Origin of the sequence: Aquincola sp. J276, assembly GCF_024700035.1 — a bacterium.
Lineage (GTDB): Bacteria > Pseudomonadota > Gammaproteobacteria > Burkholderiales > Burkholderiaceae_C > Aquincola > Aquincola tertiaricarbonis.
Genome location: NZ_JAJONC010000002.1, coordinates 1,887,819 through 1,913,766, shown reverse-complemented (window position 1 = coordinate 1,913,766; position 25,948 = coordinate 1,887,819). Strand labels below are relative to the sequence as shown.

The 25,948-nt window shown below is 71.0% G+C and carries 23 protein-coding genes and 2 pseudogenes; 23 read left to right on the top strand and 2 right to left on the bottom strand.

The window, feature by feature from the left end; translation table 11 throughout:
- Positions 1 to 6 precede the first annotated feature (6 nt).
- A complete protein-coding gene (locus LRS14_RS26740) occupies positions 7 to 438 on the top strand; it encodes a PPC domain-containing DNA-binding protein (RefSeq protein ID WP_232315626.1) in 432 nt (143 codons plus the stop codon).
- Positions 439 to 444: 6 nt separating this feature from the next.
- Here LRS14_RS26740 and LRS14_RS26735 read toward each other — a convergent pair whose 3' ends face one another.
- Positions 445 to 636 (bottom strand): hypothetical protein, encoded by a 192-nt coding sequence (locus tag LRS14_RS26735; protein ID WP_046116286.1) that lies wholly within the window; start codon positions 634 to 636, stop codon positions 445 to 447.
- Positions 637 to 738: 102 nt separating this feature from the next.
- On the opposite strand from LRS14_RS26735, the gene LRS14_RS26730 reads away from it, so the two are divergent.
- The 13 genes and pseudogenes from LRS14_RS26730 (at position 739) to fae (ending at position 14,677) form a co-directional block, all read left to right on the top strand.
- Complete coding sequence (locus tag LRS14_RS26730) at positions 739 to 2,184, top strand: NAD-dependent succinate-semialdehyde dehydrogenase (RefSeq protein ID WP_257801759.1); 1,446 nt, start codon at positions 739 to 741, stop codon at positions 2,182 to 2,184.
- 142 nt (positions 2,185 to 2,326) lie between these two features.
- Positions 2,327 to 2,884, top strand: coding sequence for a formate dehydrogenase subunit gamma (locus LRS14_RS26725; protein WP_257801758.1), 558 nt, complete (start codon positions 2,327 to 2,329; stop codon positions 2,882 to 2,884).
- Positions 2,881 to 4,461: an NADH-quinone oxidoreductase subunit NuoF gene (locus LRS14_RS26720; RefSeq protein ID WP_257801757.1), complete on the top strand. Its 1,581-nt coding sequence runs from the start codon at positions 2,881 to 2,883 to the stop codon at positions 4,459 to 4,461. The genes LRS14_RS26725 and LRS14_RS26720 overlap by 4 nt, the downstream gene beginning before the upstream one ends.
- Before the next feature lie 23 nt (positions 4,462 to 4,484).
- Positions 4,485 to 7,364 (top strand): formate dehydrogenase subunit alpha, encoded by a 2,880-nt coding sequence (gene fdhF, locus LRS14_RS26715; protein WP_257801756.1) that lies wholly within the window; start codon positions 4,485 to 4,487, stop codon positions 7,362 to 7,364.
- A 9-nt stretch (positions 7,365 to 7,373) separates the two neighbouring features.
- Entirely contained in the window at positions 7,374 to 7,628 is a 255-nt protein-coding gene (locus LRS14_RS26710; RefSeq protein ID WP_046116290.1) for a formate dehydrogenase subunit delta, read from the top strand.
- A gap of 49 nt (positions 7,629 to 7,677) precedes the next feature.
- The gene (locus LRS14_RS26705) at positions 7,678 to 8,043 is read left to right on the top strand and encodes a 4a-hydroxytetrahydrobiopterin dehydratase (RefSeq protein WP_257801755.1); all 366 of its coding nucleotides are present in this window, start codon (positions 7,678 to 7,680) and stop codon (positions 8,041 to 8,043) included.
- Positions 8,044 to 8,166: 123 nt separating this feature from the next.
- The gene (locus LRS14_RS26700; RefSeq protein ID WP_257801754.1) at positions 8,167 to 9,249 is read left to right on the top strand and encodes a beta-ribofuranosylaminobenzene 5'-phosphate synthase family protein; all 1,083 of its coding nucleotides are present in this window, start codon (positions 8,167 to 8,169) and stop codon (positions 9,247 to 9,249) included.
- A gap of 38 nt (positions 9,250 to 9,287) precedes the next feature.
- On the top strand, positions 9,288 to 10,202 hold the full coding sequence (locus LRS14_RS26695; protein ID WP_257801753.1) for an NAD(P)-dependent methylenetetrahydromethanopterin dehydrogenase: 915 nt from the start codon (positions 9,288 to 9,290) through the stop codon (positions 10,200 to 10,202).
- A 9-nt stretch (positions 10,203 to 10,211) separates the two neighbouring features.
- Complete coding sequence (locus LRS14_RS26690; RefSeq protein ID WP_257801752.1) at positions 10,212 to 11,345, top strand: ATP-grasp domain-containing protein; 1,134 nt, start codon at positions 10,212 to 10,214, stop codon at positions 11,343 to 11,345.
- Complete coding sequence (mch, locus tag LRS14_RS26685; protein ID WP_257801751.1) at positions 11,345 to 12,325, top strand: methenyltetrahydromethanopterin cyclohydrolase; 981 nt, start codon at positions 11,345 to 11,347, stop codon at positions 12,323 to 12,325. Before LRS14_RS26690 ends, mch begins: the two co-directional genes overlap by 1 nt.
- A pseudogene (locus tag LRS14_RS26680) lies at positions 12,322 to 13,244 on the top strand (RimK family alpha-L-glutamate ligase). Before mch ends, LRS14_RS26680 begins: the two are co-directional and overlap by 4 nt.
- Positions 13,241 to 14,092, top strand: a complete 852-nt coding sequence (locus LRS14_RS26675; RefSeq protein ID WP_257801750.1) for a triphosphoribosyl-dephospho-CoA synthase — start codon at positions 13,241 to 13,243, stop codon at positions 14,090 to 14,092. The pseudogene LRS14_RS26680 and the gene LRS14_RS26675 overlap by 4 nt, the downstream one beginning before the upstream one ends.
- Positions 14,093 to 14,167: 75 nt before the next feature.
- The gene (gene fae, locus LRS14_RS26670; protein WP_046116297.1) at positions 14,168 to 14,677 is read left to right on the top strand and encodes a formaldehyde-activating enzyme; all 510 of its coding nucleotides are present in this window, start codon (positions 14,168 to 14,170) and stop codon (positions 14,675 to 14,677) included.
- An 81-nt stretch (positions 14,678 to 14,758) separates the two neighbouring features.
- Here fae and LRS14_RS26665 read toward each other — a convergent pair whose 3' ends face one another.
- Positions 14,759 to 15,199, bottom strand: a complete 441-nt coding sequence (locus LRS14_RS26665) for a dihydroneopterin aldolase (RefSeq protein WP_046116298.1) — start codon at positions 15,197 to 15,199, stop codon at positions 14,759 to 14,761.
- A gap of 225 nt (positions 15,200 to 15,424) precedes the next feature.
- Here LRS14_RS26665 and LRS14_RS26660 point away from each other — a divergent pair, with 225 nt between their 5' ends.
- From LRS14_RS26660 to LRS14_RS30825, 9 genes and pseudogenes are all read left to right on the top strand, one after another.
- Positions 15,425 to 17,533 carry a sigma-54-dependent Fis family transcriptional regulator gene (locus LRS14_RS26660; protein WP_257801749.1) on the top strand — a complete coding sequence of 703 codons (2,109 nt, stop codon included), beginning with the start codon at positions 15,425 to 15,427 and terminating at the stop codon, positions 17,531 to 17,533.
- A 25-nt stretch (positions 17,534 to 17,558) separates the two neighbouring features.
- Entirely contained in the window at positions 17,559 to 18,119 is a 561-nt protein-coding gene (locus LRS14_RS26655; RefSeq protein WP_257801748.1) for a flavoprotein, read from the top strand.
- Complete coding sequence (locus tag LRS14_RS26650; RefSeq protein WP_257801747.1) at positions 18,098 to 19,525, top strand: DUF6513 domain-containing protein; 1,428 nt, start codon at positions 18,098 to 18,100, stop codon at positions 19,523 to 19,525. Before LRS14_RS26655 ends, LRS14_RS26650 begins: the two co-directional genes overlap by 22 nt.
- Entirely contained in the window at positions 19,518 to 20,093 is a 576-nt protein-coding gene (locus tag LRS14_RS26645) for a DUF447 domain-containing protein (RefSeq protein WP_257801746.1), read from the top strand. Before LRS14_RS26650 ends, LRS14_RS26645 begins: the two co-directional genes overlap by 8 nt.
- Positions 20,090 to 20,806 (top strand): (5-formylfuran-3-yl)methyl phosphate synthase, encoded by a 717-nt coding sequence (locus LRS14_RS26640; RefSeq protein ID WP_257801745.1) that lies wholly within the window; start codon positions 20,090 to 20,092, stop codon positions 20,804 to 20,806. Before LRS14_RS26645 ends, LRS14_RS26640 begins: the two co-directional genes overlap by 4 nt.
- Before the next feature lie 107 nt (positions 20,807 to 20,913).
- Complete coding sequence (locus tag LRS14_RS30475) at positions 20,914 to 22,134, top strand: sorbosone dehydrogenase family protein (RefSeq protein ID WP_257801744.1); 1,221 nt, start codon at positions 20,914 to 20,916, stop codon at positions 22,132 to 22,134.
- Between the two features lie 558 nt (positions 22,135 to 22,692).
- Complete coding sequence (locus LRS14_RS26630) at positions 22,693 to 24,753, top strand: LamG-like jellyroll fold domain-containing protein (protein ID WP_257801743.1); 2,061 nt, start codon at positions 22,693 to 22,695, stop codon at positions 24,751 to 24,753.
- Positions 24,754 to 24,778: 25 nt separating this feature from the next.
- Positions 24,779 to 25,567 (top strand): PEP-CTERM sorting domain-containing protein, encoded by a 789-nt coding sequence (locus LRS14_RS26625; RefSeq protein WP_257801742.1) that lies wholly within the window; start codon positions 24,779 to 24,781, stop codon positions 25,565 to 25,567.
- Positions 25,568 to 25,738: 171 nt separating this feature from the next.
- Positions 25,739 to 25,930 (top strand): annotated as a pseudogene (locus LRS14_RS30825) (hypothetical protein); the annotation flags it as partial.
- Positions 25,931 to 25,948: the final 18 nt, after the last annotated feature.

Here is a 25,948-nt window from a genome sequence, read left to right as displayed (position 1 = left end):
TGGCCGGTGGCCCTGGCGCCTGAGTTCCTGCCACTGCGCCTCGGCCCCGGCGCGGATCTCCGCGCCGCGCTGGAGGCGCTCTCCGCCGCGCCCGCGGGGCTGTCCGCCTTCGTGGTCAGCGGCATCGGCAGCCTGGCCGGCGCCCGCCTCCGGCTGGCCGGTGCGCAGGTCGAGACCGAGGTCGCCGGCGACGTCGAGATCCTGTCCCTGGCCGGCACGCTGTCGCCCGATGGCGCCCACCTGCACATGGCCATCGCCGATGCCGCCGGCCGCGTGCTGGGTGGACACGTCGGCTACGGCAACCTCGTCCGCACGACGGTGGAGCTGCTGGTCGTGCAGCTGGCCGACTGGCGGCTCGGCCGCCAACCGGACCCGACCACCGGCTTCAAGGAACTGGTGATCACGCGCACGTCCACCGGCCCCGGCGGCGCGGCGTGAGCGGCCTCAGTTGTGCGAGCCCCGCTTCGATTCCTCCGCCTGCCCCTTCTGCGCCGAGCCCTTCTGATGGGTTGGCAGCGGTGTGCCGGTGGGCGCGGGGTCGTTGCCGGTGCCGGTGTTGTTGATGCGCTCGGCCATCCAGTCGTTGGCCGTGGTCTCGTCGGTGGGCGGGGCCACGGGTTGGTTGCGTTGGGTCATGACCGTCTCCTGAAGGCAGTTTGAAACCGTATGGCGGCAAGCGTTGTTCCCACGGTGCGAGACTCGGCGTCTCGACCGACCTACCTTCCTTGAGGACCGTGCATGAGCAACGCTTACCGTGACACCCGGCTGCTGATCGACAACGAATGGGTGGATGCCGCCGACGGACGCACGCAGGACGTGCTGAACCCCGCCACCGGCCAGCCCATCGGCCGCGTGGCCCATGCCAGCCGCGCCGACCTCGACCGCGCGCTGGCCGCCACCCAGCGCGGCTTCCAGGCCTGGCGCAACACGCCGGCGCATGAGCGCGCCAACATCATGCGCAAGGCCGCTGCGCTGGTGCGCGAGCGCGCCGATGCCATCGCACCGCTGATGACGCTGGAGCAGGGCAAGCCGCTGGCCGAAGCCAAGGTGGAAGTGATGTCGGCCGCCGACATCATCGAGTGGTTCGCCGACGAAGGCCGCCGCACCTACGGCCGCATCGTGCCGGCCCGCAACCTGGCCGTGCGCCAGATGGTGCTGAAGGAAGCCGTGGGCCCGGTGGCCGCCTTCACGCCCTGGAACTTCCCGATCAACCAGGTGGTGCGCAAGCTGTCGGCCGCGCTGGCCACCGGCTGCTCTTTCCTCGTCAAGGCACCGGAGGAAACCCCGGCCTCGCCGGCCGCGCTGCTGCAGGCCTTCGTCGATGCCGGCCTGCCTGCCGGCGTGGTGGGCCTGGTGTTCGGCGACCCGGCCGAGATCTCCAGCTACCTGATCGCGCATCCCACCATCCGCAAGGTCACCTTCACCGGCAGCACGCCGGTGGGCAAGCAGCTGGCGGCGCTGGCGGGCCAGCACATGAAGCGGGTGACGATGGAGCTGGGCGGCCATGCCCCGGTGATCGTGGCCGAGGATGCCGACGTGGAACTGGCCATCAAGGCCCTGGCCGGCGCCAAGTTCCGCAATGCGGGCCAGGTGTGCATCTCGCCCACCCGCTTCCTGGTGCACAACCGCATCAAGGAGCGTTTCGTCGACGGCTTCGCCTCGCGGGTGCAGGGCCTGAAGGTGGGTGACGGCCTGGCCGATGGCACCACGCTGGGCCCGCTGGCCAATGCCCGCCGCATCAGCGCGATGAACAAGGTGATGGACGATGCCCGCCAGAAGGGCGCGCGCATCGTCACCGGCGGTGAGCGCGTGGGCAGCGAAGGCAACTTCTTCGCCCCCACCGTGCTGGCCGACGTGCCGCTGGACGCCGACGTGTTCAACAACGAGCCGTTCGGCCCGGTGGCCGCGGTGCGCGGTTTCGACACGCTGGACGAAGCCATCGCCGAAGCCAACCGCCTGCCCTTCGGCCTGGCGAGCTACGCCTTCACCCGCTCGCTGAGCAATGCGCACAAGCTGTCGCAAGACCTGGAAGTGGGCATGCTGTGGGTCAACCAACCCGCCGCCCCTTGGCCCGAGATGCCGTTCGGCGGCGTGAAGGACTCGGGCTACGGCAGCGAAGGCGGCCCGGAGGCACTGGAGCCCTACCTGGTGACCAAGTCGGTCGCGATCCTCAACGCGGACTGACTGAAGGCACCGCCCGGCGCTGGGGCGCCGGGCGCGGGCTCGGGTTGTCACGTAGGGCATCCAGAGCCTAAGGCACGGGCCGGCATGGCCCTATTGCCCCGCAGGGCGGCGGCTCCTAGAGTGGCCGCGTTGCGAGGTGACGATGCCCAGCCCTGTTTATGCCCCCGGTGCCCCAGTGATCCCGGCCAACGATGCCGTGCCCCAGCCGATTCCGGCGCCCTCGGTGGACGCGGCGGCCGTGCGACGCATCGCGCTCGATTTCGAACACCTGCCTGGCGGCCTGCTGCCGGCCCTGCATGCGGTGCAGGATGCGCTGGGCCATGTGCCGCGCGACGGCGTGCCGGTGATCGCCGAGGTGTTCAACCTCTCGCGCGCCGAAGTGCATGGCGTGCTCACCTACTACCACCACTTCCGTACCGAGCCGCCGGCCGGCTGCGTGGTGCAGGTGTGCCGGGCCGAATCCTGCCAGGCCATGGGTGCCGATGCGCTGATGGCGCATGTGCAGCTCACGCTGGGCTGCGGCGGCCACGGCCAGGCGCATGCCAGCCGCTCGGCCGACGGCCGCTTCCAGGTGGAGCCGGTGTACTGCCTGGGACTGTGCGCCTCGTCGCCCGCACTCACCATCGACGGTGAGGTGCATGCCCGCATGAGCTCATCGCGCTTCGATGCGCTGATCGCCGAGAAGGTGGGGCAGCAATGAGCACGGGCCAAGCCATCACCGTCTACGTGCCGCGCGATTCGGCGGCCCTGGCCGTGGGCGCCGAGCGGGTGGCCCGCACCATCGCCGCACAGGCCGCCGAGCGCGGCCTGGAGGTGAACATCGTGCGCAACGGCTCGCGGGGCCTGTTCTGGCTGGAGCCGCTGGTGGAGGTGGCCACGCCGCAGGGCCGCATCGCCTACGGCCCGGTGGATGCGGCCGACGTGCCGGGCCTGTTCGAAGCCGGCTTCCTGCAGGGCGGCGCGCATGCGCTGGGCCTGGGCCTGACCGACGAGATCCCGTTCCTGAAGAACCAGGAGCGCCTGACCTTCGCCCGCATGGGCATCGTCGATCCGCTGTCGCTGGCCGACTACGAGGCGCATGAAGGCTATGCCGGCCTGCGCCGCGCGCTGGCGCTGCCACCGGCCGAGGTCGTCCAGCAGGTGCTGGACTCGGGCCTGCGCGGCCGCGGCGGTGCGGCCTTTCCGGCGGGCATCAAGTGGAAGACGGTGGCGGGCACCACCGCGCTGCAGAAGCACATCGTCTGCAATGCCGACGAGGGCGATTCGGGCACCTTCTCCGACCGCATGACGATGGAGGGCGACCCCTTCGTGCTGATCGAGGGCATGACCATCGCCGGCCTGGCGGTGGGCGCCACGCAGGGCTGGATCTACGTGCGCTCCGAGTACCCGCATGCCATCGCCACGCTGGAAGCCGCCGTCGCCACCGCCCGCAATGCCGGCTACCTGGGCCGCGACGTGATGGGCTCCGGCCGCGCCTTCGACCTGGTGGTGCGCAAGGCCGCCGGGGCTTACGTGTGCGGCGAGGAGACGGCGCTGCTGGAGAGCCTGGAAGGCAAGCGCGGCATCGTGCGCGCCAAGCCGCCGCTGCCCGCCATCGAAGGTTTGTTCGGCCAACCCACGGTGATCAACAACGTGATCACGCTCGCCACGGTGCCCATCATCCTGGCGAGGGGAGCCGATTTCTACAAGCACTACGGCATGGGCCGCTCGCGCGGCACGTTGCCATTCCAGCTGGCCGGCAACATCAAGCAGGGCGGCCTGGTGGAAAAGGCCTTCGGCCTGACGTTGCGCGAGCTGCTGTTCAGCTTTGGAGGCGGCAGCGCCAGCGGCCGGCCGATCAAGGCGGTGCAGGTGGGCGGGCCGCTGGGCGCCTACCTGCCCGAATCGCAATGGGACCTGCCGCTGGACTACGAGGCCTATGCCGCCGTGGGCGCGGTGGTGGGCCATGGCGGCATCGTGGCGCACGACGACTCGGCCGACATGTCCCGGCTGGCGCGCTATGCGATGGAGTTCTGCGCCATCGAGAGCTGCGGCAAGTGCACGCCCTGCCGCATCGGCTCCACCCGCGGCGTGGAGGTGATCGACCGCATCACGCTGCACCGCCAGCAGCCGGCCGCGCATGCGCAGCAGGTGGCGCTGCTGAAGGACCTGTGCGACACCATGCTGTATGGCTCGCTGTGCGCGATGGGCGGCATGACGCCGTACCCGGTGATGTCGGCGCTGAACCATTTCCCCGAGGACTTCGGCCTCACCACCCCGCAACGCGAGGCGGCCTGAGCGCCGGCCGGCAGGAGACACCCATGCTCGACGCATTCAAGGACATCGACTACGGCACGCCGCTGCGCACCTCCACCGAGGAGGTGACGCTGGAGATCGACGGCGCGCAGGTCACCGTGCCCAAGGGCACCTCGCTGATGCGTGCGGCGATGGACGCCGGGGTGCAGGTGCCCAAGCTGTGCGCCACCGACAGCCTGGAGCCCTTCGGCAGCTGCCGGCTGTGCCTGGTGGAGATCGAGGGCCGCAAGGGCTACCCCGCCAGCTGCACCACGCCGGCCGAAGCCGGCATGAAGGTGCGCACGCAAAGCCCCAAGCTGCAGGACCTGCGCAAGGGCGTGATGGAGCTGTACATCTCCGACCATCCGCTGGACTGCCTGACCTGCGCGGCCAACGGCAACTGCGAGCTGCAGGACATGGCCGGCGTGACCGGCCTGCGCAACGTGCGCTATGGCGTGGGCGACCAGTACGGCGGTGCGCACCACCTCAATGCGAAGAAGGACGAGTCGAACCCGTACTTCACCTACGACCCGGCCAAGTGCATCGTGTGCAACCGCTGCGTGCGGGCCTGCGAGGAGACGCAGGGCACCTTCGCGCTCACCATCAGCGGCCGCGGCTTCGAGTCGCGGGTGTCGGCCGGCATGGACGAGCCGTTCATGGAGAGCGAATGCGTGAGCTGCGGCGCCTGCGTGGAAGCCTGCCCCACCGCCACGCTGCAGGAGAAGTCGGTCATCTGGATGGGCCAGGGCGAGCACAGCGTGACCACCACCTGCGCCTACTGCGGCGTGGGCTGCGGCTTCAAGGCCGAGATGAAGGGCAACGAGGTGGTGCGCATGGTGCCGTGGAAGGACGGCGCGGCCAACGAAGGCCATTCGTGCGTGAAGGGCCGCTTCGCCTGGGGCTATGCCACGCATGCCGACCGCATCACCACGCCGATGATCCGCAGGAAGATCACCGATCCGTGGCAGGTGGTGAGCTGGGAGGAAGCCATCACCTACGCGGCCAGCGAGTTCAAGCGCATCCAGGCCGAGCATGGGCGTGACGCCATCGGCGGCATCACCTCCTCCCGCTGCACGAACGAGGAAACCTACCTGGTGCAGAAGCTGGTGCGCGCGGCCTTCGGCAACAACAACGTCGACACCTGCGCCCGCGTGTGCCACTCGCCCACCGGCTACGGCCTGAAGCAGACGCTGGGCGAATCCGCCGGCACGCAGACCTTCAAGTCGGTGGAGCAGGCCGACGTCATCATGGTCATCGGCGCCAACCCCACCGACGGCCATCCGGTGTTTGCGTCGCGGCTGAAGAAGCGGCTGCGCGAAGGCGCGCAGCTCATCGTCGTCGATCCGCGGCGCATCGACCTGGTGAAGTCGCCGCATGTGAAGGCGGCCCACCACCTGGCGCTGCGGCCCGGCACCAACGTGGCGGTGATGACGGCGCTGGCGCATGTGATCGTCACCGAAGGCCTGCTGGCCAACGACTACATCGCCGAGCGCTGCGACACCAAGTCGTTCGGCGAATGGATGGCCTTCGTGGCCCGGCCCGAGCATTCGCCCGAGGCCACCGAGGCCGTCACCGGCGTGCCGGCGGCCGAGCTGCGCGATGCGGCGCGGCTGTATGCCGGCGCGCGCAACGGCGCCATCTACTACGGCCTGGGCGTCACCGAGCACAGCCAGGGCTCCACCACCGTGATGGCGATCGCCAACCTGGCAATGGCCACCGGCAACGTGGGCCGGGAAGGCGTGGGCGTGAACCCGCTGCGCGGCCAGAACAACGTCCAGGGCAGCTGCGACATGGGCTCCTTCCCGCACGAGCTGCCGGGCTACCGCCACGTGAGCGACAGCACCACGCGCGCGCAGTTCGAAGCCGCCTGGGGCGTGGCCATCCAGCCCGAGCCGGGCCTGCGCATCCCCAACATGTTCGAGGCTGCGCTGGGCGGCAGCTTCAAGGGCCTGTACTGCGAGGGCGAGGACATCGTGCAGTCCGACCCCAACACCCAGCACGTCGCGGCCGCGATGATGGCGATGGAATGCATCGTCGTGCAGGACCTGTTCCTCAACGAGACGGCCAAGTACGCGCATGTGTTCCTGCCGGGTTCCTCCTTCCTGGAGAAGGACGGCACCTTCACCAATGCCGAGCGCCGCATCAGCCGCGTGCGCAAGGTGATGCCGCCGAAGGCCGTGTACTCCGACTGGGAAGTGACGATGCTGCTGTCGAATGCCCTCGGGTATCCGATGCACTACAAGCACCCCGAGGAGATCATGGCCGAGATCGCGGCGCTGACGCCCACCTTCCGCGGCGTGAGCTACAGGAAGCTGGACGAGCTGGGCAGCGTGCAGTGGCCGTGCAACGAGGAGGCGCCCGAGGGCACGCCCATCATGCACATCGACCACTTCGTGCGGGGTAAGGGCCGCTTCATCATCACGCAGTACGTGGCCACCGACGAGAAGGTGACGCGCCGCTTCCCGCTGCTGCTGACCACCGGCCGCATCCTCTCCCAATACAACGTGGGCGCGCAGACGCGCCGCACCGACAACAACCGCTGGCACAGCGAAGACCGGCTGGAGATCCATCCGGTGGACGCGGAAGACCGCGGCATCCGCAACGGCGACTGGGTGGGCATCCAGAGCCGCGCCGGCGAGACGGTGCTGCGCGCGGTGATCAGCGAGCGCATGCAGCCGGGGGTTGTCTATACGACCTTCCACTTCCCCGAGTCGGGTGCCAACGTCATCACCACCGACAGCTCCGACTGGGCCACCAACTGCCCCGAGTACAAGGTGACGGCGGTGCAGGTGATGCCGGTGGCGCAACCGTCGGAGTGGCAGCAGTCCTATTCGCGCTTCAACCAGGTGCAGAACGACCTGCTGCAGCAGCGCCAGCCGGCCGACGCGGCGGTGGTGGGCAAGTAGGGGCCGGCGATGCATGCAGACAACCTGGTGCGCATGGCCAACCGCATCGGCCAGTTCTTCGAGGCCATGCCCGACCGGGCCGAGGCACTGGAAGGCATCGCGCTGCACATCCAGCGCTACTGGGAGCCGCGCATGCGCCGGGCGCTGCGCGCGCACCTGGCGGATGCGGCGGCGCTGGCCGAGCATCCGCTGGACCCCATCGTGATGCAGGCGCTGCAGGCCCATCCGCAGGTGCTGGAATCCGCCACCGCGCCAGCGGGGTGATGCACTCCGGTGCACCATCGGCCCCGGTTACAACCACGAGGGGCAAGCGATGGACACCGTCTACACCGACGACCAGGTCACCAGCCGGCTGGCGTCCGAACTGCCGCGCTGGACGCTGGAGGGCGGCTGGATGCGCCGCACCTACAAGACCGGCGGCTGGAAGGCCACGCTGATGGCGGTGAACACCATCGGCCACCTGGCCGAGGCAGCGTGGCACCACCCCGACCTGACCGTGAGCTATGCCTTCGTCACCGTGAAGCTGGTGACGCACTCGGCCAAGGGCATCACCGACAAGGACTTCGCGCTGGCCAGGAAGATCGAGGAAGTGCTGATGTGGCAACCCGGCACCGAGCCCGGCACCGCGCTGGAAGGCACGCCGGACGATCCGCGGTTCCGGTACCTGAGATACGACTGACGCACGCCCCGGGATGACAGTCTGTCCTTGACCCGGCACACCCGCCGCCACGCGCGGCCGGCCGGGCGCGGGGCGACCGCGGGTTAGCCCGCAGGGGAACGAGGTTTGCTTGGTGCGGTGCAGATGTACACCTGTGCCAACACCCTGGGCGGCGACGCCCCCGCCGAGGCCGACGCCCTCACCGGCGCCGGGCTGCCGCCCGCCGCGGCGGCGCCACGCGCGCCTGCCGTCACGCTGCGGGCGCCCGGGCGGCTGCACCTGGGCTTCCTCGACCCGGCGGCCACGCTGGGCCGGGCCTTCGGCAGCATCGGCCTGGTGATCGACGGCTTCGAGACGGCCGTGTCGGTGACCGCCGCCGCGCGTGCCGACGAGATCGTGGCCGCCACGCCGGCTGCGCAGGCGGAGGTGGAGCGGGCGGCCCGCCACCTGGCCGCGCTGCGCCGCCACAGCGGCTGCAGCGGTGCGCTGCGGCTGCAGCTGCTGGAGGTACTGCCGGCGCATGCGGGCTTTGGCTCGGGCACGCAGCTGGCGCTGGCCATCGGCCGCGCCTTTGCCCACTGGCATGGCCTTGCGGTGGACACGCCCACGCTGGCCCGCTGGCTGGGCCGCGGCCTGCGCTCCGGCGTGGGCATCGCCGGCTTCGACCAGGGCGGCCTGCTGGTGGATGGCGGCCCCGGTGCCGACGGCCGGCCGGCGCCGCTGCTGGCCCGGCTGTCGCTGCCCGCTGCCTGGCGCGTGCTGGTGGCGCAGGACGACACGCTGGCGGGCCTGTCCGGCCAGCGGGAGAAGCAGGCCATCGCCACGCTGCCGCCGCTGCCGCGGGCCCTGGCCGCCGACATCTGCCACCAGGTGCTGATGCGGGTGCTGCCCGGCGCCGCAGCCGACGACTTCGCCGGCTTCGCGGCCGGCATCAACCGCATCCAGCAGGTGCTGGGCGAGCATTTCGCGCCGGCGCAGGGCGGCTGCTACACCAGCGCCGCGGTGGGCCGCCTGATGGCCTGGCTGGCGGCGCAGGCGCCGTCCGGCGCGGCCATCGGCCAGAGCTCCTGGGGCCCCACCGGCTTTGCCATCGTGCCCGGCGCCGCACAGGCCGATGCGCTGATGGCTGCAGCCCGCCAGGCCGGCCTGCTGCCTGCCGGGCTGCGGCTGCGCAGCGTGGCCGCGCGCGACCACGGCGCCACGCTGGCCGACACCCGCGCCCGCTGAGCGCGCCACCCCACCACCCCGACACCCGAAGAGCCGCGATGGAACGCCCCTACATCCTCCACATGTTCACCCCGGGCAAGCAGATGAGCCCGTTCGACATCAACATGGCCGCCGACGCCGGCTACCAGCTGGTGGTGCCGTATGCCGAGGTGGGCCTGGACGCCATCCGCAACCTGACGCAGGACACCATCTTCTCCCGCGGCCCCAAGGGCGTGGCGCGCACCGGCATCTTCATCGGCGGGCGCGATGCGCTGCTGGCGGCCGACATGCTGCAGCGCGCCAAGGAGAGCATGGTCAAGCCCTTCATCGTCTCGCTGATGGCCGACCCCAGCGGCGCCTACACCACCGCCGCGGCGATGGTGGCCTGCGTGGAAGGCCAGCTGCTGCGGCAGCACGGCTGCAAGCTGGACGGCCTGCGCGTGGTGGTGCTGGGCGGCAGCGGGCCGGTGGGCCGCATCGCCGGCGTGCTGGCGGCGCAGGCGGGCGCGCAGGTGCAGCTCAGCAGCCGCAACGGCATCGACGTGGCGGAAGAGGCCGCGCAGGAGACGGCGCAGCGCTTCGGCGTCACGCTGCACGGCATCTCGGGCGGCGACCGCGCGGCCATCCGCACCTCGGTGGCCGATGCCGACGTGGTGCTGGCCTGCGCTGCCGCCGGCGTGCAGGTGCTGTCGCAGGAGGACCTGGGCCACGCCAAGGCCCTGCGCGTGGCCGCCGACGTGAATGCGGTGCCGCCCGAAGGCATCGCCGGCGTGGGCGTGATGGACGACGGCCAGCCCATCGCCGGCGCGGCCCCGGGTGCGGTGGGCATCGGCGCGCTGGCCATCGGCAACGTGAAGTACCAGACCCAGCACCGGCTGCTGGTGGACATGTGCCAGGGCGAGAAGGCCTCGGTGCTCAGCTTTGCCGAGGCCTTCGCCAAGGCGCGCGAGATCGTCGGCGAGACACGTGGCTGAGCGCCGGCCATGACCATCCTGGCGGTCGCGGGCGTGTCGGCCCGCGCCATGGCCGAGGCCGCGGTGCGCGACGGCTTCGAGGCCATCGCGCTCGACCTGTTCGGCGACGTGGACACCTGCCGCACCGCCTCGCGCTGGCTGCCGCTGGGCGAGCCCGGCGCGCTGCAGATCGACGTCGATTGCACGCTGTCGGCCCTGCGGCTGCTGGCCCAGCGTGGCGACGTGGCCGGCTGGGTGCCGGGCAGCGGCTTCGAGGGCCTGCACGAGGTCATCGCCGAGGGTGGCGCCTGGCTGCCGCTGATCGGCAACCGGCCCGAGACCATGCGCCGCGTGCGCGACCCGCGGGCCTTCTTCCGCGTGCTGGCCGCGCTGGGCGTGCCGCATCCGCCGGTGGCCCGCACCGCGCCGGCCGAGCTGGATGGCTGGCTGCTGAAGGACATGCGTGGCTGCGGCGGCTGGCAGGTGGCGCCGGCGCCGCCGGTGGACGCCGGCACGCCCGCCCCGCCGCACTATGTGTACCAGCGGCGGGCGGCCGGCGTGCCGATGTCGGCCACCTTCGTGGCCGATGGCTACCGCGCACGGGTGCTGGGCTTCAACGAGCAGATCGTGCAGCCGGTGGGCGACCGGCCGTGGGTGTTCGCCGGCCTGGTGGGGCCGGTGGCAGTGGCGGCGCAGGTGGTGCACGAGGTATGCGCCGCGGCCAGCGTGCTGGCCGGCGCCTTCGGCCTGCGCGGGCTGGGCAGCCTGGACTTCATGCTGCAGGCCGATGGCCGCTGGCAGGCACTGGAGGTCAATCCGCGGCCGCCGGCCAGCCTGTCGTGCTACCTGGATGCGGCACCCATGGCCGCCCATGTGCGCGCCTGCCTGGAAGGCGTGTTGCCGCCCGATGGCCCGCCCGGGCCGCCGCGCCGTGCCGAGGGCCATCGCATCGTCTTCGCCACGCGGGCGCTGCGGCTGGCCGATGCCGCGGCCGCGGCACTGGCGGCGCGGGCCGACACCCATGACCTGCCTTCGGCGGGCGCGCGTTTCCATGCCGGCGACCCGGTGTGCAGCGTGAGCGCCGCCGGGGCCGACGCGGCCGAGGTGCATGCGCTGCTGCAGGCCGCGCATGCCGACGTGAGCAACCTGTTGGAGACAGCCTGATGACGCCTGTGAGCGTGAATGCCGGCGCAAGGCCGCTGGTGGAACGACTGCTGCGCGAAGCGCCCAGCCTGGGCGTGGCCGCAAGGCGCGACGAGCGCGGCGTGTGCATCGTCGATGCCGGCATCGAGGCGCCGGGCAGCGTGGCCGCCGGCCTGCTGGTCGGCGAGATCTGCATGGGCGGCCTGGGCCGGGTGGGCCTGCGGTCCGGCGGCGGCGGCTGGCCCACCTGGCTGGACGTGCGCAGCTCGCAGCCGGTGCTGGCCTGCCTGGGCAGCCAGTACGCCGGCTGGAGCCTGGCGGCCAGCAAGGAGGAAACCGGCGGCAAGAAGTTCTTCGCGCTGGGCTCCGGCCCGGCGCGGGCGCTGGCGGCCAAGGAGAAGCTGTTCGCCGAGCTGGCCTACCAGGACGCGGCCCAGCAAGGCGTGCTGGTGCTGGAGGTGGACCGGGCGCCGCCGGCGGTGGTCATCGACAAGGTGCTGCGCGACTGCGGCCTGCAGCCCGAGGGGCTGACCCTCATCCTCACGCCCACGCGCAGCCCGGCCGGCACCACGCAGGTGGTGGCGCGGGTGCTGGAGGTGGCGCTGCACCAGGCGCATGAGCTGGGCTTCCCGCTGGCCGACATCGTGGACGGCAGCGGCACCGCGCCGCTGCCCGCGCCCAGCCCCGACGGCGTGCAGGCCATGGGCCGCACCAACGATGCCATCCTCTACGGCGGGCAGGTGCACCTCACGGTCAAGGGCGACGATGCCGCCGCCTGCGCGCTGGCGCGCAAGCTGCCTTCGGGCAATTCGCGCGACCACGGCCGCAGCTTCGCCGAGATCTTCCAGGAGGTGGAGTTCGACTTCTACAAGATCGACCCCGCGCTGTTCGCGCCGGCCGAGGTGTGGGTGAGCAACATCGACAGCGGCCACACCTGGCATGGCGGCGCCACGCACCTGCCGCTGCTGCGCGGCCTGTGGCTGAAGGAGGCCGCCGAGTGAGGGTGGCGATCTTCACCGACGAGGTGGGCTGGCACACCCGGCAGCTGCAGGCCGCGCTGCGCCTGCGGGGCGCGGTGGGCCGCTGCATCGACCTCGCCGATTGCCACGTGGACACCACCGCGGCCTGGCATGGCCTGGTGATCCCGGGCTTCGGCCGCGCGCTGCCCGACGCGGCGCTGGTGCGCGGCATCGCGGCCGGCAGCTTCGAGGCGGTGACCAAGCGGCTGGGCGTGCTGCATGCGCTGCAGGCGCTGGGCGTGCCGGTCTACAACGAGGCGCGGGCCATCGAGCGCAGCGTGGACAAGTCGATGACCAGCCTGCTGCTGCATGCGGCGGGCGTGGCCTCGCCGCCCACCTGGGCCACCGAATCGGCGGCGCAGGCGCAGCGCATCGTCATTCGCGAGAGTGCGGCCGGCCATGCCGTGGTGCTGAAGCCGCTGTTCGGTTCGCAGGGCAAGGGCCTGCTGCGCATCGGGCGGGTGGATGGCGTGCATGTGCCGTTGCCGCCAATGCAGCAGGTGCCCGGTCGCCTGGCCTACCTGCAGCGCTTCGTGCCGCAGGCCGATGCGGCCCGGCCGGGCTTCGACTGGCGGGTGCTGGTGGTCGGCGGCCGCGCCGTGACCGCGATGCGCCGCGTGAGCGCGCACTGGGTGCACAACGTGGCCCAGGGCGCGCGCTGCAGCCGGCCGCGCTGGAGGCGCCGCTGGTGCAGGCCGCCGAGGCCGCGGCCCGCGCGCTGGACATGGACTACGCCGGCGTCGACCTCATCCCGTCGGCCGACGGCATCCAGGTGCTGGAGGTCAACGGCGTGGCGGCCTGGCGTGGGCTGCAGCGGGTTACCGGCTTCAACATCGCGCAGGCGCTGGTGGCCGACCTGCTCGACCGCAAGATGGCGCAAGGCCTGCAGCGCAGCGCATGACCGGGCGCAGCGCCTTCCTGCGGGCCTGCGCGCTGGACGTGGCGGTGCGCAAGCCCGGCAACGTCAGCGAGGCCTCGCCCGGCCATGGCATGCAGGCCGCGCAGTTCATCGCCAGCGCGCAGGCCGCGGCCGGGCCGCTGTTCGAGCCAGGCGCACGGGTGGGCCGGCGCATCGAAGGCGCGGTGCAGGCGAGCTGGGCCGCGGCCGGCTGCAACACCAACCTGGGCATCGTGCTGCTGTGCGCGCCGCTGGCCTCGGCCGCCGAACTGCTGCAGGCCGGCCAGGCCGCCAGCCTGCGCGCGGCCATCGAGCAGGTGCTGCAGTCGCTGGACATCGACGATGCCGCGGCCGCCTTCCGCGCCATCACGCAGGCCAACCCGGGCGGCCTGGGCGATGCGCCGCAGCAGGACGTGCATGCACCGCCCTCCATCGGCCTGCGGGAGGCCATGGCATTGGCCGCCGGCCGCGACAGCATTGCGCGCCAATACCGCGATGGCTTTGCCGAATTGTTCGACATCGGCCTGCGTGCATTGCCACCCGCGTTTTCACTCATGGCCGTGGCCAAAGCACCTGATCTGGCCGCGGCGGTGCAGGCGCTGTACCTGGCCTGGTTGGCCGCGCATCCCGATTCACACATTGTTCGCAAGCATGGCGAGGCCGTGGCACACAGTGTCATGAGCGCGGCGCAGGGCTGGCAGGCCCGCGCGGCGACCCCTGGCGGCACGCTGGACGCGGACCCGGCCTTCATCGCATGGGACGACAGCCTGAAGGCCCGGCGCATCAACCCCGGCACCACGGCCGACCTGACGGTGGCCACGCTGCTGCTGTCCGCATGGCACGGAACGTGATACCTCCAGTATCACGCCGGCCGCCCGGGCCGGTGTTGTGGTTCACGCAATACCTACATTGGAGATACCCAAGCCATGGCAAAGATTGATCGCATGATGGTCGGCGAATCGCTCGTCGGTGAAGGCAATGAGGTCGCCCACATCGACCTGCTGATCGGGCCGCGTGGCTCTCCGGCCGAAGCCGCATTCGCCAACGCGCTCACCAACAACAAGGACGGCTTCACCTCCTTGCTGGCCGTGGTGGCGCCCAACCTGCTGACCAAGCCCGCGACGGTGATGTTCAACAAGGTCACCATCAAGGGCGCCAAGCAGGCCGTGCAGATGTTCGGCCCGGCGCAGCGCGGCGTGGCGATGGCCGTGGCCGATTCGGTCGAGAACGGCACCATCCCGGCCGACGAGGCCGACAACCTGTTCATCTGCGTGGGCGTCTTCATCCACTGGCTGGCCGAGGACGACAAGAAGATCCAGGACTACAACTACCAGGCCACCAAGGAATCCATCGCGCGTGCGGTGGCCGGCACGCCCACGGCGGCCGAGGTGGTCTCCAAGAAGGGCAGCGCCTCGCATCCCTTCGCCGCGCAGTAACGCCTGCGGGCGCGAAGACGAACGCCCTGCCTGGCCACAGGCAGGGCGTCGTTCTTGGGCGGCCGGTGCGGCCGCCGGGGGTCAGTCGCGGCGGCCGGGCACCAGGCCGCTGCCCAGCAGCTGCACCACCGCCGCCTGGCGGCCGGCCTCCCGCGTGGCCGGCGCCACGTCGGTGGCATCGCGCTCGATCTGCACGCCCACGGCCTGCACGTCGTCGAACTTGCGCGGCTTGGCCACCTTCACCCGCACCCAGCGCGCGCCGAAGTCCACCAGCAGCATGTCGGCGATGGCCTCGGCGAACGCCTCCAGCAGCTGCAGCTTGTGGTGGGCCATCAGCTGCTGCAGCCGCTCGCGCACCACGCTGTAGTCGATGGTGTCGCCGATGCGGTCGGTGTCGCAGGCGCGGGCCCGCGGCACGCCGGCCTGCAGGTCGATCACCAGCGGCTGCGCATGGTGCAGCTCGGTCTCGTGGATGCCGATGACGGTGTGGCCGGTGAAGCCCTCGATGAAGATGATGTCCATGCGGGCGGGTGCGCGCAGCGGCGCGGCCGATGGCGTTGCAGGGCTGGGTTGTGGGATCAAGGCGGTTGTCTCCGTTCGTATCCGCGCCTGGTGGCGCAGACACCCCTGGCTGCAAATAGCGAGCCAGTGGCGGAAACCCCGGGGTTTCGCCCGGTGCCGCGCCGTTGCGATGCGAACAGAATGGCCCTCCAGCCCGGGCGCAGGGCAGCAGTTGAGGAAGTCCCGATGACATTGGTGCTGCAAGGCCATGACCGCCACGCCGACCGCATCCTGGATGTCGTACGCAACGGCATGACCGACCCCGGCAACGAAGTGGTCACCCGATCATGGATCCGTTGCCTGAACGAATACCAGCTCCACCCCGAGCGCCCGCGCGAGCCGGCCATCATCTCCAATGCGGCGATGCAAAGCCGCTTCGAGCGGCAGGCCGACGTCATCGAATGCGCGCGCTACGAGATGACCACGCTGTACCAGCAGCTGGGCGATGCGGATTCGGCCGTGGTGCTGACCGACACCGACGGCGCCATCGTGCACATGGTCTCGTCGCCGGAGTTCGCGGCCGAGGCAGCGCCGCTGGGCCTGCGCGTGGGCGCGGTGTGGAGCGAGCGCGAGGCCGGCACCAACGGCATGGGCACCTGCCTGGCCTCCGGCGCGCCGGTGTCCATCCGCCGCGACGACCACTTCTTCAGCCAGTTCACCAGCCTCACCTGTTCGGCGGTGCCGGTGTTCGACCCCTCCGGCGAGATCGCCGCGGTGCTGGACGTGACCAGCCGCAGCAGCCTGATGCAGCAGCACCTGCTGGTGCTGCTGGGCATGACGGCCCGCATGATCGAGAACCGGCTGATCGACCGCCGCTTCAGCAACGCCCATCCGCTGCACTTCCACAGCCGGCCGGAGTTCGTCTACACGCTGCATGAAGGCAAGCTGGCGGTGGACGGCGACGGCCGCATCCTGGCGGCCAACCGCAGCGCGCTGTTCCAGCTGGGCCTGCAGTCGGTGGACGAGGTGCGCTCGCGCCGCATCGAGGACCTGTTCCAGACCTCGCTGGAAGACATGCTGCAGCGGAGCAGCTCGTCGTCCTTCCATCCGGTGGTGACGTATCGCGCCAATGCGGCGCTGCGCTTCTTCGCGGTGGCGCGGCAGCCGGCCTCCGAGGCCGCGCCGGCACCTTCGCGCAGCGCGCGCAGCATCGGCAGCTCGATGACGGTGGCGCCGCCGGCCGGCCTGCCGAACGGCACGGTGGCCACGCGCCCGGCCGCGCCGCGCCCGCCCCGCGGCGGCAGCTGCCCGGGCGGCATCACGTTCAAGGACAGCCGGCTGGCCAACCACCTGGAGACGGCCCGCCGCGTGATCGCCCGGCAGACGCCCATCCTGCTGCGCGGCGAGACCGGCGCGGGCAAGGAGGTGTTCGCCAAGGCCGTGCACGAAGGCAGCCCGCATGCACACGGCAACTTCGTGGCCGTCAATTGCGCCAGCCTGCCCGAGACCTTGATCGAGAGCGAGCTGTTCGGCTACCGCGCCGGCGCCTTCACCGGCGCGCAGCGCACCGGCCGCCGCGGCAAGATCCTGCAGGCCGATGGCGGCACGCTGTTCCTCGACGAGATCGCCGACATGCCGCTGGAGCTGCAGGCGCGGCTGCTGCGCGTGCTGGACGAGCGGCAGGTCACGCCGCTGGGCACCGAGGAAACGCATCCGGTGGACTTCCAGCTCATCAGCGCCAGCCACGGCCACCTGCCGGACCTGGTGCGCGAGGGCCGCTTCCGCGAGGACCTGTACTACCGCCTGGCCGGCATCGAGCTGACGCTGCCGCCGCTGCGCGACCGGGCCGACAAGCGAGAGCTGATCCACGGCCTGCTGGCCACCGAAAGCGGCGGCGACGGCGTGCTGAGCACCGAGGCCGAACGCCTGCTGCTGGACTACGCCTGGCCCGGCAACATCCGCCAGCTGCGCCATGTGCTGCGCAGCGCCGCGGCGCTGGCCGACGGCAAGCCCATCGTGCGCGAGCACCTGCCTTCGCTGTTCATCGAGGGCGCGCCCACGGTGGCCCACAAGCCGGCGGTCGTCGCGCCGCCGATGCCGGCCGCCGGTGCGGCATCGGCCATCTCCTTCAGCGGCGGGCCGGCCGCCGAAGCCCACGAGGCCGAAGCCGCGCCCGAGCCCGCGCTGCCCAAGCTCAACCCGATCCAGGCCAACGAGCGGCAGGTGCTGCTGCAGATGCTCGAGCAGCACCGTTGGAACGTCAGCAATGTCGCCAAGGCGCTCGATGTCAGCCGCAACACCCTCTACCGCAAGCTCCACAAGCTCCACATCGAGATATCCCACCCCGAGCGCTGACGACGAGCTGCCGGCGGTGCCGGCCATGCCGCGTTCGCGCTTCGCGTGGTGCATCACCGGATCGGGCCACTACCTGGACGAATCGCTGGCGCTGGCCCGCCGGCTGCCGCAGGTCGACCTGTTCCTCTCCGCCGCGGGCGAGGAGGTGCTGGAGATCTACAAGCTGCCGCTGGCCGAGCTGCGCCAGCACTTCCGCGTGCTGCGCGACAAGACCCGCAGCGGCGTGCCGGTGGGCATGCTGTACGACGACGTCTATCACACCGTGGTGGTGGCGCCGGCCACCAGCAACACCGTGGCCAAGTGCGCCTTCGGCATCAGCGACAGCCTGCCCACCAACATGTTCGCCCAGGCGGGCAAGCTGGGCATCCCCGGCATCGTGTTTGCATGCGACACCGAGCCGGTGGTCGTCACCAAGTCGCCGCACGACTGGGTGACGCTGCGGCCGCGGCGCATCGAGCTGGACAACGTCGAGCGCCTGCGCCAGATCGACTACTGCCACGTGGTGGCATCGCCGGCCGAGCTGGAGGCGGTGCTCGATGCCCGCCTGAAGGAACTGCACCTCGCATGGAACACATCGTCTTCCTGACCGGCCGCCTGGCGCAGCCGAGCCTGGAACGTGTGCTGAGCTCGATCGACGACGCCCCGTTCACCTGGGAGACGCGCGACATCGGCCTGCAGGTGGCCGGGCTGATGACCGCCGACATGGTGCGCCGCCGCGTGGCCGCGCCGGTGCAGGCCGACCGCATCATCGTGCCCGGCCGCTGCCGCGGCGACGTGCAGGCGCTGGCCGACCACTACGGCATGCCGGTGCAGCGCGGGCCCGAGGAGCTGAAGGACCTGCCGCGCTTCTTCAACCGCGCGGCCAAGGCGGTGGACCTGAGCGAATACGAGGTGGCGATCTTCGCGGAGATCGTCGATGCGCCGCGCTTGACGGTGCAGCAGATCGTGGAGCGCGCGCAGGCCTACAAGGCCGATGGCGCCGACGTGATCGACCTGGGCAGCCTGCCCGACACGCCCTTCCCGCACCTGGCCGACAGCGTGCAGGCGCTGAAGTCGCTGGGCTTCCAGGTCAGCGTGGACGCGGTCGATCCGCAGGACCTGCTGCGCGGCGGCCGCGCGGGGGCGGACTACCTGCTGAGCCTGTCGCTGGACACCCTGTGGGTGGCCGACGAGGTGGCCGCCACGCCGGTGCTGATCCCGCGCGCGCCCACCGACGAAGCCTCGCTGCACGAGGCGGTGCGGCTGATGCAGCAGCGCGGCAAGCCCTTCATCGCCGATGCCATCCTCGACCCCATCCCGTTTGGGCTGGCCGCTTCCATCGTGCGCTACCACCGGCTGCGCGAGGCCTTCCCCGACATCGCCATCATGATGGGCGTGGGCAACGTCACCGAGCTGACCGAGGCCGACACCAGCGGCATCAACGCGGTGCTGTTCGGCCTGTGCGCCGAGCTGGACGTGGCGGCCGTGCTCACCACGCAGGTGAGCCGCCATGCCCGCCGCGCGGTGCGCGAGGCCGACTGGGCGCGCCGCATCATGCATGCGGCGCGCAGCCGGCAGATGCTGCCCAAGGGCTTGAACGATGCGCTGATGACGGTGCACGACAAGCACCCGTTCCCCGACACGCCGCAGGAGATCGCCGCCACCGCCGCCCAGGTGCGCGACCCCAACTTCCGCGTGCAGGTGTCGGCCCAGGGGCTGCACGTGTACAACCGCGACGGCCTGCGGCAGGGCCGCGGTGCCTTCGAGCTGTGGCCGCAGCTGGGCCTGCAGCATGACGCGCCGCATGCCTTCTACATGGGCGTGGAGCTGGCCCATGCCGAGATCGCCTGGCGGCTGGGCAAGCGCTACGTGCAGGACCAGCCGCTGGACTGGGGCTGCGCGGTGGAGCGTGCGCCGGTGGACAACGCCGCCTGGTGCGCACCCGGCACCACGCTGCAGCCTGCGCCCACCGGCCGCGCCCGCGGCGATGTGAACAAGGCCCGAGATGAATGACCTGATCTACGAGACCGTGGTGACCACCGCTTCCCCCGCCGGCGTGCCGCACGTGGCGCCGATGGGCGTGCGGTACCGCGAAGGCGAGGTGGTGCTGATGCCCTTCCGGCCCTCCACCACGCTGGACAACATCCTGGCCACCGGCCATGCGGTGCTCAACCTCGTCACCGACGTGCGGGTGTTTGCCGGCTGCGTCACCGGGCGCAAGGCGTGGCCGGTGCTGCCGGCCGTGCAGGTGCCGGGCGTGCGGCTGCAATGCGCGCTGCGGCATGTGGAGCTGCAGCTGGTCGCGCAGGCCGAGGATGCGGAGCGCCCGGTGCTGCGGCTGCGGCCGGTGCATGAGGCCGCCCATGCACCCTTCATCGGCTTCAACCGCGCGCAGGCCGCGGTGCTGGAAGCCGCGGTGCTGGTGAGCCGGCTGCACATGCTGCCGGCCGACAAGGTGGACGCCGAGATGCGCTACCTGCAGATCGCCATCGACAAGACCGCCGGCCCGGCCGAGCACGAGGCCTGGGGCTGGCTGGTGGAGGCCATCGCGCAGCAACGGGAAGGCAGGGCGGCCGCATGAACCTGTCTGGACAAGGGCGGATGCGCATGCTGGTCAGCGTGCGCACGGTGGAGGAAGCGCTGCTTGCGGCCGAGGGCGGCGCCGACTTCATCGACCTGAAGGAGCCGCGCGCCGGCGCGCTCGGCGGCCTGCCGACCGGCCTGCTGCGCGACATCGTGCAGTCGCTGCGTGCGGGGGGCAGCACGTTGCCCATCAGCGCGACCATCGGCGACCTGCCCATCGAGCACCTGCCCGCCGTGATGGCGCAGGTGCATGCGGTGGCCGCCTGCGGCGTGGACATCGTCAAGGTGGGCATCACCCGCACCGTCGAGCCGGCCACCGCCTGCCGCGCGCTGGATGCGCTGGCCGCCAGCGGCCATGCCGTCGTGCCGGTGTTCATTGCCGACCAGGGCGTGGAGCCGCAGGTGCTGGCCCATGCCGCGGCGCTGGGCCCGGCGCTGGCCGGCGTGATGGTGGACACCCAGGACAAGCGCGCCGGCAGCCTGTTCGACGTGATGACCGATGATGCGCTGCGGCAACTCGTCGGCGGGCTGCGCGCTGCAGGGCGGCCGGTGGGCCTGGCCGGTGCGTTGCGGCTGCGGCACCTGCCGGCGCTGGCCGCGCTGGCGCCGGACTTTGCCGGCTTTCGGTCGGCGGTGTGCGTGGGCGACCGCGGCGCCGCGCTGGATGAGGGCTGCCTGCACGCGCTGCGGCAGGCGCTGTCGGCGCATTGAAGAACAACACGGGAGGATGTTTCGATGGCAGTACATGAAGCGCTGGCGCGCGTGGTGGCCCTGGTGGGTGCCGGCGCCATCAATGGCGTCGGCGGCAGCAGGGCACGGTGGGCACCGCCGCCGTGGGTCCTGCGCCGCAGATCCCCACCGCGCAGCCGCAGGGCAGCGTGCCGACGCTGAAGATGCCCACCGCCCGCGGCTGGGCGGCCGGCCAGGTGCCCTCGGCCGCGGCGGGCTTGAAGGTCAACGCCTATGCGGCCGGCCTGAAGCACCCGCGCTGGCTGCAGGTGCTGCCCAATGGCGACGTGACGGTGGCCGAGGCGCTGCAGTCGGCCGGCAAGCCGCGCACGCTGTTCGACCATGCGATGGTGGCCACGATGAAGCGGGCCGCCGCCATCGGCGACAGCCCCAACCGCATCACCCTGCTGCGCGATGCCGATGGCGACGGCGTGGCCGAGCAGCGCCACACGCTGCTGCAGGGCCTGAACCAGCCCTTCGGCATGGCGCTGGTGGGCGACACCTTCTACGTCGGCAATACCGACGGCGTGATGGCCTTCCCCTACACGCCCGGCGCCACCCAGATCACGGCCGCGGGCCGGCGGCTGACCACCTTCAAGCCGGGCGGCCACTGGACCCGCAGCCTGCTGCCCAGCCGAGACGGTCGCCGCCTGTTCATCGGCGTGGGCTCGCTCAGCAACATCGCCGAGCGCGGCATGGATGCCGAGGAAGGCCGCGCCTGCATCTACGAGCTGGACCTGGCGACCGGCCGCAGCCGCATCTTCGCCGGCGGGCTGCGCAACCCGGTGGGCCTGGCCTGGGAGCCGGTCACCGGCCGGCTGTGGACGGTGGTGAACGAGCGCGACGGCCTGGGCGACGAGACGCCGCCGGACTACCTCACGTCAGTGAGCGACGGCGGCTTCTACGGCTGGCCGTACTGCTACTGGGGCAAGACGGTGGACGACCGCGTGCCGCAGGACGCCGCCAAGGTGGCCAGCGCGCTGCAGCCCGACTATGCGCTGGGCGGCCACACCGCCTCGCTCGGCCTGTGCTGGATGCCGGCCGGCACGCTGCCGGGCTTCGACGTGGACGGCATGGTGATCGGCCAGCACGGTTCCTGGAACCGCAGCATCCTGAGCGGCTACAAGGTGGTGTTCGTGCCCTTCGCCAATGGCCGGCCCGCAGGCCCGCCGCGCGACATCCTGTGGGGCTTCCTGGCACCCGACGAATCGGTGTCCTACGGCCGCCCGGTGGGCGTGGCCATCGGGCCCGACGGCCACTCGCTGCTGGTGGCCGATGACGTGGGCGATGTGGTGTGGCGGGTGGGGTGAGGGGGATGGGCGTCACGCTTCAATCCAGCGTGATCGTCCAGCCGGAGAACCTGCGCCCGACCCCACCTGGCAACGGGCGGTCGGAGAACAGATCGCAACGTACCTTGGTAGTGCTGCCATCAGCGGCTGCTGGAATCCGTACCACGGGTCCAGGCAGGCGGCAACGCTGAAGGTCGATGTGCCTGCTTGCACGGTGCATCCCTTCGGCCTCAGCAGCTGCCGAATACGGGCTTCGCCGCCCACAAGGCAGGATTTCCGGATGATGGACTGCAGCATGTATAGGCAGGCGGGCCCGCAGCTCTGCGCTTGCTCCTGCGACCAGCCAACGTAGGCCGCTCCGTCTTCCTCGCATTCGAGGTAGTCCAAGCATGTGCACCGGGAGGGGCTTGGCATCTCGACTTTGCTTTGCGGCCCGAGCGCGTGCATCCGCTGGTTTGCGGACGCTGTAGACGTGGTCCGCTGTCATGAACGCGACTCGGTTGCAATAGAGACTGTCCTCCATGCCGACGGACCCGCCGCATGCAGGTCTGCCGGCCTCCTATTGCAGTGAGGACACGCATGACCGAAGTGAACGAAGGCTGGGCCGACGAGGGCCCGGCCGAGGATGAATCGCGCCTGGTGGCCGACCGCCGCTCCATGCTGCGCGGGGCCGCCGGGCTTTCCGCATGGGCCGCTGGCAACGGCCTGATGGGCAATGCGCAGGCGGCAGCGCCGGCAGCCGTCACCAGCTTTGCCATCGCGGTGCTGCCCGACACCCAGTTCTACGCTCGCTACGCCACCCCCGAGGAAGGCCAGCAGTTCCAGACCTACTACGGCTCCACGCCGTTTGCCGCGCAGACGGAATGGATTGCCCGCCATGCCGCGGCGTACAACATTCCGTTCGTCATCCACCTGGGCGATGTGGTGGACCAGCAGAACAAGCCCAACCAGTGGCGCGTGGCCGATGCGGCGATGCAGGTGCTGGAGAACGCCGGCGTCCCGTACTCGATCCTCGCGGGCAACCACGACGTCATCAACGACTTCGACTACCGCGTGCCGGCCGACCAGGGCTTCGGCACCGATGCCCAGCGCAACCTGTCGTCCGAACCCTACCTGCAGTGGTTCCCCCGCCAGCGCGCGGCGCGGCAGGCCACCTTCCGCGAGCGCGATCCGTCGGGCTTCCACGAGTGCCACGTGTTCCAGGCCCATGGCATCAGCTTCATGGTGCTGTCGCTGTCCTGGCGCATCTCGGATGCCGGCATCGCGTGGGCGCGCAGCGTCATCGCGCGCCACCCCACGCTGCCGGTGATCCTGTCGAACCACCAGCTGCTGAACATCGCCGCCGACGGCAGCAGCCCGCAGGAGACCGAGTACGGCCGCATGCTGTGGGACAAGCTGATCCGCGACAACGACCAGATCTTCATGACGCTCAACGGCCACCACCATGGGGCCGCCCACCTGCGCAAGTTCAATGACTTCGGCAACGAAGTGCACCAGATGGTGGTGGACTACCAGATGGACTACCAGGGCGGCAACGCGATGATGCGGCTGTACGAGGTGGACTTCACCGGCAACCGCATCGACGTGATGTCGTTCTCGCCCTGGGTGGTGGCCAAGCCGAAGAACAAGCTCAACCAGTTCGACTTCGCCGAGCTCACGCAGCCCAACCAGCGCTTCAGCATCCCGGTCAACTTCAAGAAGCGCTTCGCCGGCTTCCTGCGCTGGCGGCCGGTGCCGTCGACCACCGGCGCCTCCATCCTGCCGCGTGTGCGCAGCGAGCTGCTGGCCGGTTATGTGGAGCCGGTGCCGCCGGCCGTGCGCCCGCCGGCCGATGCCAACGACTTCCCGCTGGTGGCCGATGCCTATGCCCACTGGCGCGTGCCGGCCGGCATCCATGAAGGCAAGGTGGTGCAGGTGGGCGAGGCGCTGCCCGACGTGGCCGGTGGCCACGACATGACCCGCGTGGCGCTGCGGCCGCAGGCCAGCCTGGGCGACGTGGTCTGGTCCACCGACCGGCACTACCTGTCGTCCGCACCGGGCAGCGTGCGCTTCCTCAACACCGACAAGACGGTGGGCCGGCTCAATGCCTTCCTCACCGCGGCGGGCTCGTCGCTCAATGGCCGCAGCTTCTGGACCGGCTACACCTTCGAGGCCTTCGTGAAGATCCCGGCCGACTGGGATGCCAACAAGCACCGCTGGGGCAACCTGCTGGGCCGCCAGGGCAACCGGGGCAACGTGCCGGGCGGCTTCCGCGGCGGCGATCCCGAAGCCTCCAGCGTGCTGTTCGCCATCTCCAGCCTGCGCGAGGTGCAGTGGGAAGTGGTGCCGGCCAGCAATTCGCAGCAGGCGCAGACCAACTGGTCGGGCGAGCTGATCCGCGACACCTGGTACCACGTGGCCATCGTCAACGACCCGGCCACCGCCACCACCACCATGTACATCGAAGGCGCGCCCGTGCTGCGCAACGTGGCCAATGCCGCCACCGGCACCCGCTCGCAGAACCCGCCGCAGCCCTGGATCCTGGGCGCGGGCTGGTGGGACGGCGTGCTGGACGACGGCTTCTATGGCTGGATCGGCGAGCTGCGCATCGTGCCGCGCCCCATCCCGGCGGCGCAGTGGCTCACGGCCCGCCGCGGTTGATCAACGTTTCGTGGAGCTTTTGTTCATGTCCTTCAATAATTTCCTGAGCGCAGCCGTGGTCGGCGCGCTGCTTCCGCTGGCCGCGCAGGCGCAGCAGTTCCAGGCCGGCGCCGGCGTGTTTGACGGCAACGGCTACGGCAGCAGCTACAGCGGTGCGGGCGGCTTCACGCCGCTGTTCAACCAGGCGCTGGGCCAGGTGGTGGACGGCGGCAACGGCGCCTTCGATGCCTTCGGCTTCTACAACGCCGGCGTCGGCAGCCTGGGCCAGCAGCGCCAGGTGGAGCTGCTGGCCGGCAATGTGTTCCGCTTCTTCGACACCTTCACCAACACCGGCAGCAGCACCGTCAGCACCACGCTCAACTTCTTCGGCAACCTGGGTTCCGATGGCGACGAGCTGGTCAGCCATGTGTCGGCCGGCCTGGTCGTCAGCTGCGAGGACGATGGCTTCGGCGCCTGCGGCAGCGACCCGGTGCTGGCGCTGGTGTCGGGCAACAACGGCCTGGGCCAGGCCGCCATCACGCCCGACCGCTACAACGTGCGCTTCGAGGTGAGCCTGGCGCCGGGCCAGAGCCTGAGCCTGCTGAACTACGCCTTCCTGGCCAGCGAGGTGAACGGCCCCACCGCCGCCGACCTGGGCCTGGCGCTGGCCACCGGCCAGCAGCTGCAGGCGTCGCCCTGGCTGCAGGGCCTGAGCCGCCAGCAGATCGACGGCATCGCCAACTTCAACCTGTCGCCGGTGCCCGAGCCGTCGACCTGGGCCATGGCGCTGCTGGGCATGGGCCTGCTGGGCTGGAAGCTGCGCCGGCGCGGTTGAGGTGCCTCAGGGCGGCAGCCCGGCATCCAGCACGCCCGCCATCACGCCTGCCTGCCAGTCGAAGTACGGGTTGAAGGTGAGCCGGGCGTGCACCTTGCCCGGTTCGCGGTAACCCCATTCCGAGAACCACAGCTCGCCGCCGCGCAGGCAGGCCTGCGTGGCCTGCGCATCATGTCCGTTGCGGCACAGCCGCAGGCGCCCTTCGCGGCCATACAGCGGGTTGTCCGGCGCGAACAGCACGCCCATGTGCGAGAACTGGCTGATGCGCCATGCCGGCAATGCATCCGGCTGCACGAGCATCCGCGTGTCGCCCTGCGAGGGTGGTGGCGTGCCGTACCAGACCAGCCGGGCGTCCGGGTGCGGGAAGCGCGTGCGGAAGGC